Genomic DNA, 9,378 nt, shown 5'->3' with positions numbered 1-9,378 from the left:
ACGAGATCACGGCGCTGACGGCGTAGAAGCCGTAGGTGGCCGGCAGGCTGGCCTTGGCCATGGCCGGGAAGCTGAACGAGATGGCGAAGTTGGCCATCCACTGGGCGAAGCCGGCGACGGCCAGGGCCGAGCCGCGCATCTGGTTGGGGAACATCTCGCCCAGCATCACCCACATGACCGGACCCCAGGAGAGGTTGAAGAAGATCACGTAGAGGTTGGCGGCGACCAGGGCGATCGGGCCGACGCTGGCGTCCAGGTGCAGGGCGCCGTTGACGGTGGTGGCCGTCGAGAAGCACCAGGTCAGGACGCCCAGGGTCACGGCCATGCCGACCGAGCCGATCAGCAGCAGCGGCTTGCGGCCGATCTTGTCGATCAGGGCGATGGCCGCCAGGCAGGCCAGGATCGACAGCGCGCCCGACAGGATGTTGATCTTCAGGCTGTCGTCCTCGGTGAAGCCCACCGACTGCCACAGCACCGAGCCGTAGTAGAAGACGATGTTGATGCCGACCAGTTGCTGGAAGACGGCCAGCACGAGGCCGGCCCACAGGATCGGGCGAATCTTCTTGCTGACCGGGTCCAGCAGGTCCGAGAACTTCGGCTTGTGGTCGGCGCTCAGCGAGGCGCGGATCTCGGTGACCTTGGCCGCGCCGGCGCCCGCGCCGAACAGGCGCGAGAGGATCGCCTCGGCCTTGGCGTCCTGGCCCTTGGCGACCAGGTAGCGGGGGCTTTCCGGAATGCCCAGCAGGCACAGGAAGAAGACGCCGGCCGGGATGACCTGCATCCAGAACATCCAGCGCCAGGCCGGCAGGTCCAGCCAGAACGGCGCGGTCGAGCTGCCGGCGGTATGGGCCAGGAAGTAGTTCGCCACGAAGGCGCCGGTCAGGCCGGTGATGATCATGATCTGCTGCACGGAGGACAGGCGGCCGCGGATGTTCGCGGGCGTGACTTCCGAGATGTAGACCGGGCACAGCACGCTGGCCGCGCCGACGCCCAGGCCGCCGATCAGGCGGAAGATCACGAAGACGGTCGAGGTGTGCGCCGCCCCGGTGCCGAGCGCGCTGATGATGAACAGGATCGCGGAGATGATCATCACGGTCCGGCGGCCCCAGACGTCGGCCAGACGGCCGGCGGCGAAGGCGCCGACGGCGCAGCCGATCAGGATGGCGGCCACGTTCAGGCCGGTGCCGAATTCAGTAAGCTTGAAGGCGCTGTTGAGGCCTTCCTGAGTGCCGTTGATGACACCGCTGTCGTAGCCAAACATGAAGCCGCCGATCGTGGCGACGGCGACGATCGCGGCGACGAAGGCCATGTTTACCTTCGCCCCGTCAGCGCTCATGCCCGCGCTCGGGCCGGCGTTGGATACACTTGCCACAGGTTTCCTCCCATTGGGCCGCTCTCGGCCCGTTGACGCCCCTACGGCCCCTTAAGGGCCCTCTGGTTGGCGCGACCTTAGTGTTACCGGTATCAGCACGCAAGCGCAGGTTCTGGCGACCGTTTTGCTCGCGCGTGGGACTCACCTCCGATCCCATGGATATCAGAGCCGCGTGGGGCGAGGCAGGCCTCAAGCCCGCGCTTTCTCGCCCCGCCGAAATATGTTAGCTAATTCTAGCTAATGAGGTCTGGGCATGACGACCGTCAACATGCACGACGCCAAGAGCAGGTTGTCCAAGCTGGTGGACGCGGTCGAAAAGGGCGAGGTCGACGAGATCATCATCGCCCGTAACGGCCGTCCGGCCGCCCGCCTCGTCGCCTTGCGGCCCTCGCGCGGGATCGAGCGGCGGATCGGCATCGCCGCGGGCATGTTCACGGCGCCGCAGAACCCGGAAGCCGAGGATGAAGAGGCCGCCCGCCTGTTCCTCGGTTCTTCTGAGTGAAGCTACTTCTGGACACCCACATCGCGCTCTGGTCGCTGACCGACGATCCCCGTCTTTCGAGCGCGGCGCGCGCGCTGATCCTCGATCCCGAGAACGAGATCTATGTCAGCGCCGTCACCCTCTGGGAGATCGCGATCAAGCATGGTCTGGGCCGTAGCGGTCCCAACGCCATGCCGATCGGCGGGGACGAGGCGATGGAGCTGTTCCTCGCGTCTGGCTACGACCTGATACCGATCACGCCGGAGCAGACGGTCCTCGTCGAGCAGCTGCCCCCGATCCATGCCGATCCCTTCGACCGGCTGCTGGTCGTCCAAGGCGTTTCGGGCGCCCTGCGCCTCGTCACCCACGACGCCGTCGTGGCCTCATACAGCCCCCACATCCTTCGCGTCTGAGCCCCGCGCGAACATTGCGGAAAAGACATTTGTCTTGCCGGTCCAACCCGGGTTAAACGGCAGGGCATCTTATTTTACAGATGTACTTTTTGTAATGTTCGGCGCGGCTTCGGCTCGGCGCGCCGACGGGCCGCCTGGGGGAACCTGTCTTGCGCTTGAAGTATGCTCTGCTGGCGGCGGTCGCCGTGCTGTCGCCCGCCCTCGTCCAGGCCCAGACCGCGCCTGCGCCGCCGAAGGCCCCGGCCAAGGACGCCCCGACCGCCGTCGAGGGGGTGACGATCACCTCCGACTCGACGGCGATGCGCACCTCGATCGACCGGCGCAGCTACAGCGTCGCCAACGACCTGTCGGCCAAGACCGGCTCAATCGCCGACGCCCTGCGCAACATCCCCTCGGTCGAGGTCGACGTGCAGGGCAATGTCAGCCTGCGCGGCGACGCCAATGTCACGATCATGATCGACGGCAAGCCGTCGGGCATGTTCTCGGGCGACAACAAGGCCGACGCCCTGCAGTCGCTGCCCGCCGACCAGATCGACCGGGTCGAGGTGATGACCAACCCGTCGGCCGCCTATCGTCCGGACGGCTCGGCCGGCATCATCAACCTGATCACCAAGAAGACCCAGAAGCCTGGCGTGAACGGCACGGCCCGCCTGAACGTCGGTCCCTACGGCCGCTACAACGGCGGGGTCAGCGCCACGCGCCGCGAGGGCAAGCTGACCCTGTCGGGCGACGCCGGCTATCGCCGCGACACCCAGAAAGGCGTCCAGGAGATCGACCGCGCCACGCTGGACAAGGCCAGCGGCCAGTTCCTGCCCGGCCGCTTCGACACCGACCAGGACAACAGGGGCGGCGCCCTGACCCTGCGCGGCGGGGCCGACTACGATCTCGACAAGCAGAACCGGATCAGCGGCGAGGTGCGCCTGCGCCGCTTCGACTTCGACAGCGACCTGTTCGAATCCTACACCGGCCGCAACGCCCTGGGTGGCGTCTCGCGCGCCTACACCCGCACCACCGACGCCGACATCACGCGCGACAACAAGGCGATCAGCGCCGACTGGCGCCGGCAGATGAAGGGCGCCGATCACACGCTGACCGCCCACCTGGAGCACGAGATCACCGACTTCTCGCGCGACTCCAACGCCCTGCTGCGCAACAGCCCCGGCGGCGACGTCTATGAGGCCCTGAGCTTCGGCCAGGACCAGACGCGCACCAATCTGAAGGTCGACTACAGCAAGCCGCTGCCGGACGACGTGAAGCTGAAGACCGGCTTCGATATCGAGTGGTCGTCGAACGACTACGACAATCGCGGCGAGACCGGCGCTTCGCCCAACGCCCTGGCGGTCGATCCCAGCCGCACCAACCGCTTCATCTACGACCAGGACGTCTATGCGGCCTATGTCACCTATGAGCGGCCGTTCGGCGACTTCACCGTGCAGGGCGGCCTGCGCGCCGAGCAGGTGCAGATCGACACCAACCAGCTGACCTCGGGCCAGAAGAACCAGAACGACTATTTCCGGCTCTATCCGACCCTGCACATGGGCTACACGCTCAGCCAGAGCCAGACCCTGAACGCCAACTACAGCCGTCGCGTCCAGCGGCCCAACGCCCAGGACCTGAACCCCTACGAGATCTATATCGACCCGTACAACTACCGGGCCGGCAATCCGAACCTGAAGCCGCAGGTCACCGACTCCTACGAGCTGGGCTGGCAGTACCGGAAGGGCCAGGCCTACTACCTGGCCACCGCCTATTTCCGCGACACCCGCGACAGCGTCACCGACCTGGTGGTCGATCGCGGCGGCGGCGTCCTGCTGACCACCCGCGAAAACCTCGGCAAGAGCCGGGCCGGCGGCCTGGAGCTGGTGGCCAATGGCCGCCTGTCGCCGAAGCTGACCTATAACGTCAGCGGCAACCTGTTCTGGAACGAAATCGACGCCGGCAACCTGGGCTTCTCGGGCAATCGCTCGGGCACGGCGCTGTCGGGCCGCGCGAACCTCAACTGGCAGGCCACGCCCAAGGACTTCTTCCAGCTGAACGCCTTCACCTCGGGCAAGCGCCTGACGCCGCAGGGCTATCGCGAGCCGTTCAAGATGCTGAACCTGGGCTATCGCCGGAAGGTCAACGACAAGCTGTCGCTGGTCGTCACCGCCCAGGACGTGCTGGACAGCTTCGAGGACGTGAGCGTGACCGACACGCCGACCCTGCGGGATCGCGCGCGCCGCTCGGCCAATGTCCGCTCGGTGTTCTTCGGCTTCAGCTACGCGTTCGGCGGCGGCAAGCCCCGGCCCGAACAGTTCGACTTCAGCGCCGGCGGGCCGGGGTAGGGGTCTTCCCTACTTCGCCTCCAGCTTGTCCTGGGTCTTGGTGTCGAAGTCGCTGGCGTCGTGGCGCTCGCGTAGCTGGCTGGCGGGGTCGCCGAAGGTGCGGTTGACCATCCGCCCGCGCTGCACGGCCGGGCGGGCGGCCAGGTCGTCGGCCCAGCGGATGACGTTCTTGTAGTCCTGCACCGACAGGAACTCGCCGGCCTCGTACATCAGGCCCTTGGCCAGGCCCCCGTACCAGGGCCAGATGGCCATGTCGGCGATGGTGTAGTCGTCGCCGGCCACGAACGGGCGCTCGGCCAGATTGCGGTCCAGCACGTCCATCTGGCGCTTCACCTCCATGGCGTAGCGGTTGATGGGGTACTCCATCTTGTAGGGCGCATAGGCGTAGAAGTGGCCGAAGCCGCCGCCCAGGAACGGCGCGCTGCCCATCTGCCAGAACAGCCAGGACAGGCACTCGGCCCGCGCGGCCGTCTCGGTGGGCAGGAAGGCGCCGAACGTCTCGGCCAGGTGCATCAGGATGGCGCCGGACTCGAAGATCCGCACGGGCTTGTCGCCCCGGTGGTCGACCAGGGCCGGGATCTTGGAATTGGGATTGGCCGCGACGAAGCCGCTGCCGAACTGGTCGCCCTCGCCGATATTGATCAGCCAGGCGTCGTACTCGGCGTCCGCATGGCCCAGGGCCAGCAGCTCCTCGAGCATGATCGTCACCTTGACGCCGTTCGGCGTGCCCAGCGAGTAGAGCTGCAGTGGATGCTTGCCGACGGGCAGGGGCTTGTCGTGGGTGGCGCCGGCGATCGGGCGGTTGATCGCGGCGAACCGCCCGCCGCTCTCCTTGTCCCAGGTCCAGACCTTCGGCGGGACGTAGGTGGGGGTGTCGGTCATGGCGGACTCCTGACGGGAAGATAGCGGCTGGGCGCTGGTGGCTAGAACATAGCGCGCGCCAGTCTCGCTGCTAGGGACGGACCCCGCCAGCGCCGTGCGGGATTTGGTTGTATGGCGGGCAAGGCCGGGGCTTTGCCCGGCGATCTGGCCGGCTGGCCTAGGCGGGATGGCGATCGAGCCGCTTCTCGTATCGCCAGACCTTCAGCGGGAACGGCCCGGCCGAGGTCTCGGTCGGGACGATCTCCTCGCGGGCCAGGGTCCAGCCGGACTTCTCGTAGAACCGCGCGGCGCGGGCGTTGCCGATCGCGCAGGCCAGCCAGGCGGTCTCGACGCCCGCCTGCGCCAGCCGCATCTCGGCGTCGGCCATCAGCACGCCGGCCGCGCCCGAGCCACGCGCCGCGTCGGCCAGGTAGAACTGGTTCAGCTCGTCGCCCTTGATCAGGTGGAAGCCTAGCGGGGCGCCGACCGGGCCCAGCACCCGCACCTGGGGCAGGGCGGCGGCCATCCGTTCGGCGAAGCTCTCCGGCGTGCGCAGCGCGACCAGGGCCTCGGGGACGATCGTCAGATGCGCGTCCAGCCAGCCCTGCCGCCACAGCCAGGCGAGCGGCGCCAGGTCTTGCGGCTCGGCCGCGCGTGTCGCCAGGTTCAGCCGCCGCTGGGCCTCCTCGACCCCGGCCTCGACGTCGGCGTCCTGGTAGAGCGCGCCGGCCTCGCGCCAGAGGTCGGTGGCGGCCTGGCCCAGCGCCTCTCGCGCCAGGGCCGACAGGCGAAGGGCGTTGGCGAGGTCGAGGTCCGTGGCCTCCGAGGCGGCGCGATAGAGGGCGGTCGCTTCGTCGGCGGCGGCCAGCGCCGCCTCGGCGCGCCCGGCCTCGCGGTCCAGATCGGAGACATGCCGCAGGGCGTGGGCGAGGGGAATGGCGGCGCCAACCGCCCGCGCCGTCTGGGCGGCCTTGGCGTAGAGCTCGCGGGCCTGATCGGGATGGCCGGCGCTGGCGGCCTGGCGCGCGGCGACGAAAAGCGGCTCGAAGTCTTGCAAGGCGGCGTCCTCCGGGCGGCATCCTGGCAAGGGGCGCGCGGCAAGGCCAGAGGGCGGAAGACCTTAAGAAGAAGGCCCCCGGATCGCTCCGGAGGCCTTTGGTCCGATCAGTGATTGTGCCGGGGCAGCTTGGCGGCCAGGTCCTGGTACTTGACCGCGAACTCCAGCACCCCCCCGGTCTCGAGCTGGCCGGTGTGGGCGCGGTAGATCTCCTGCCAGGGCGTCATGGTCGCCGGGACGGCGGGAATGCCTTCCTGCTTGCGTTCGGCGATCGTCGCCTCGTCCACCAGGGCGTCGCAGCGGCCGGTGTTGATGTCGATGCGGATGGTGTCGCCGGTGCGCAGCCACGAGAGGCCGCCGCCCACCGCGCTCTCGGGCGAGGCGTTCAGGATCGAGGGGCTGTCGGCGGTGCCCGACTGACGGCCGTCGCCCAGGGTCGGCAGGCTCATGATCCCCTTCTTCAGCAGGTGATCCGGCGGCTGCATGTTGACCACCTCGGCCGAGCCGGGCCAGCCGATCGGACCCGCGCCGCGGATGACGAGAATGCAGTGCTCGTCGATGTTCAGCGACGGGTCGTTGATGCGGTGGTGATAGTCGTCCGAGCCGTCGAACACGATGGCGCGCGCCTCGAAGACGCCTTCCTTGCCGGGCTCCGACAGGTAGCGCTTGCGGAACTCCTCGCCGATCACGCTGGACTTCATGATCGCGAAGTCGAACAGGTTGCCCTTCAAAACCAGGAAGCCGGCCTTCTCGGCCAGCGGCTGGTGGTAGGGGAAGATCACCTCGCGGTCGCTGGTCTCGCGGCCCTGCAGGTTCTCGCCCATGGTCTTGCCGGTGACGGTCAGCACGTCGCCGTGCAGGCGACCCTGCTGGAGAAGCTCCCACAGCACCGCCGGCGCGCCGCCGGCCCGGTGGAAGCGCTCGCCCAGGTACTTGCCGGCGGGCTGCATGTTGACGATCAGCGGGATGTCATAGGCCGCGCGCCAGTCGTCGGCGGAGATCTCGACGCCCGCGTGACGGGCCATGGCCACGATGTGCGGCTGGGCGTTGGTCGAGCCGCCGGCCGCCGCCACCAGGGCGATGGCGTTCTGGAAGGCCTTCTTCGTGAGAATGTCGAGCGGTTTGACGTCCTCATAGGCCAGGTCGACGATCCGCTGGCCGGTCTTGTAGGCCATCTGGCCGCGCTCGCGGTACGGGGCGGGGATGGCCGCGCAGCCGGTCAGCGACAGGCCCAGGGCCTCGGCCACGGCGTTCATGGTCGAGGCCGTGCCCATGGTGTTGCAGTGGCCCGCCGACGGCGCCGAGCTGGCCGCGCGGTCGATGAACTCTTCCTCGGTGATCTCGCCGGCCGCCAGCTTGCGGCGCGAGCGCCAGATCACCGTGCCCGAGCCGACAAGCTCGCCCTCGTGCCAGCCGTCCAGCATCGGACCGCCCGACAGGACGATGGCCGGGATGTTGACCGTGGTGGCGGCCATGATGCCGGCCGGAGTGGTCTTGTCGCAGCCGGTGGTCAGCACCACGGCGTCGATCGGATAGCCGTGCAGGGTCTCGACGAGACCCAGATAGGAGAGGTTCCGGTCCAGCGCCGCCGTCGGGCGACGGCAGTTCTCGAAGATCGGATGGACCGGAAACTCCATGGGGATGCCCCCGGCGTCGCGGATCCCGTCCCGCACCCGCGCCACCAGGTCCAGGTGGATGCGGTTGCAGGGCGAGATGTCGCTGCCGGTCTGGGCGATGCCGATGATCGGCTTGCCGCTTCGCAGCTCCTCCGGCGTGATCCCGTAGTTCATGAAGCGCTCCAGATAGAGCGCGGTCATGTCGATGTGGTCGGGGTTATCGAACCAATCGCGGGACCGGAACCGGCGGGGCGTGCGATCAGACAAGGCGGACCTCGTATTGGGGCTGGCCCGCGACATCGACCCGCAGCGCGAACAGGCCGCCGGCCAGCGGATACTGGGCCAGGGTTTCGTCGCTCAGGCCCTTGCGGGCGGTGGTGAAGAACAGGGTCTTCAGGTCAGGACCGCCGAAGCAGGCCTTGGTGACGTTGGGCGCGGGCAGTTCCACGCGCGCCACGGCCTCGCCGGCGGGCGAGAAACGGATCGCGCCGTAGCCGCCCCACAGGGCGGTCCACAGATAGCCCTCGGAGTCGACGACCGAGCCGTCCGGATAGACGTCGTCGCCGACGGCGATCTTCACGAAGACGCGCTTGTTGGACAGCGAGCCATCCTCGGCCAGGTCATAGGCCCAGATCGTCTTTTCCAGGGTGTCGGTGTGGTAGAGGGTCTTGCCGTCGGGCGAGACGCACGGGCCGTTGGTGATGCAGATGTCCTTGTCCATCCGCGCCACGCCCTGGGCGTCCATACGGTAGAGCGCGCCGCTCTTGTTCTCTTCGCCGTCGTGCATGGTGCCGAACCACAGGCGGCCTTGCGCGTCGACGGTGGCGTCGTTGGGACGGTTGTCCAGCGCGACGTCCTCGATCTCGAGGAAACGCTGCAAGCCGGTCAGCGGGTGGAACTTGTGCAGGCCCGACTTGAGGCCGGCGACGAAGGCGTCGCCAATGGCCAGGGGCGCCAGGAAGGTGACCTGCTCGGGCGTGTTGAACGTGGTGGCTTCGCCCGTCGCCGGCGCATAGCGGTGGATCTTGTGACCCTTGATGTCCACGAACCACAGCGCGTCGCCGGTCCAGATCGGGCCTTCGCCCAAGGTGGCCTTCAGATCCCAAACGCAGGTGACTTCAGCGGTCATATCAGCCTCTTCTTGTCCCTCCCCCTTGATGGGGGAGGGTAGGGTGGGGGTGAATAGGACATCGGCGGCCGAACCGCCATATCACCCCCATCCCCGACCCTTCCCCCATCAAGGGGGAAGGGGGC

The 9,378-nt window shown here is 68.1% G+C and carries 8 protein-coding genes; 3 read left to right on the top strand and 5 right to left on the bottom strand.

Features of this window, described 5'->3' with window-relative positions:
* On the bottom strand, window positions 1-1,372 hold a 1,372-nt coding region (locus tag DI526_RS16500; protein WP_304280299.1), incomplete at its 3' end, for a sugar porter family MFS transporter.
* 253 nt (window positions 1,373-1,625) lie between these two features.
* Here DI526_RS16500 and DI526_RS16495 point away from each other — a divergent pair.
* The 3 genes from DI526_RS16495 to DI526_RS16485 all read left to right on the top strand — a co-directional run bounded on the left by DI526_RS16495 (window position 1,626) and on the right by DI526_RS16485 (window position 4,590).
* Window positions 1,626-1,874: a type II toxin-antitoxin system Phd/YefM family antitoxin gene (locus tag DI526_RS16495; RefSeq protein WP_304280297.1), complete on the top strand. Its 249-nt coding sequence runs from the start codon at window positions 1,626-1,628 to the stop codon at window positions 1,872-1,874.
* On the top strand, window positions 1,871-2,266 hold the full coding sequence (locus DI526_RS16490; RefSeq protein WP_304280294.1) for a type II toxin-antitoxin system VapC family toxin: 396 nt from the start codon (window positions 1,871-1,873) through the stop codon (window positions 2,264-2,266). The genes DI526_RS16495 and DI526_RS16490 overlap by 4 nt, the downstream gene beginning before the upstream one ends.
* A gap of 149 nt (window positions 2,267-2,415) precedes the next feature.
* Window positions 2,416-4,590: an outer membrane beta-barrel family protein gene (locus DI526_RS16485; RefSeq protein WP_304280292.1), complete on the top strand. Its 2,175-nt coding sequence runs from the start codon at window positions 2,416-2,418 to the stop codon at window positions 4,588-4,590.
* Between the two features lie 9 nt (window positions 4,591-4,599).
* Here DI526_RS16485 and yghU read toward each other — a convergent pair whose 3' ends face one another.
* From yghU to DI526_RS16465, 4 genes are all read right to left on the bottom strand, one after another.
* Window positions 4,600-5,472: a glutathione-dependent disulfide-bond oxidoreductase gene (gene yghU, locus DI526_RS16480; protein WP_304280289.1), complete on the bottom strand. Its 873-nt coding sequence runs from the start codon at window positions 5,470-5,472 to the stop codon at window positions 4,600-4,602.
* A gap of 157 nt (window positions 5,473-5,629) precedes the next feature.
* On the bottom strand, window positions 5,630-6,508 hold the full coding sequence (locus DI526_RS16475; protein WP_304280287.1) for a GNAT family N-acetyltransferase: 879 nt from the start codon (window positions 6,506-6,508) through the stop codon (window positions 5,630-5,632).
* Window positions 6,509-6,615: 107 nt separating this feature from the next.
* Window positions 6,616-8,391: a xylonate dehydratase XylD gene (gene xylD, locus DI526_RS16470; RefSeq protein ID WP_304280284.1), complete on the bottom strand. Its 1,776-nt coding sequence runs from the start codon at window positions 8,389-8,391 to the stop codon at window positions 6,616-6,618.
* Window positions 8,384-9,253 carry an SMP-30/gluconolactonase/LRE family protein gene (locus tag DI526_RS16465; protein WP_304280281.1) on the bottom strand — a complete coding sequence of 290 codons (870 nt, stop codon included), beginning with the start codon at window positions 9,251-9,253 and terminating at the stop codon, window positions 8,384-8,386. Before DI526_RS16465 ends, xylD begins: the two co-directional genes overlap by 8 nt.
* Window positions 9,254-9,378: the final 125 nt, after the last annotated feature.

It is taken from the genome of Caulobacter segnis, from assembly GCF_003243465.1.
Taxonomy (GTDB): Bacteria; Pseudomonadota; Alphaproteobacteria; order Caulobacterales; family Caulobacteraceae; genus Caulobacter; species Caulobacter segnis_A.
The sequence above is the reverse complement of the archived record's forward strand: the minus strand, read 5'-3'. Positions and strand labels throughout refer to the sequence as shown.

Coding starts and splice junctions, on each gene's coding strand:
- DI526_RS16495 (WP_304280297.1), top strand. CDS start 1,626: ATGACGACCGTCAACATGCACGACGCCAAGAGCAGGTTGTCCAAGCTG.
- yghU (WP_304280289.1), bottom strand. CDS start 5,472: ATGACCGACACCCCCACCTACGTCCCGCCGAAGGTCTGGACCTGGGAC.
- DI526_RS16465 (WP_304280281.1), bottom strand. CDS start 9,253: ATGACCGCTGAAGTCACCTGCGTTTGGGATCTGAAGGCCACCTTGGGC.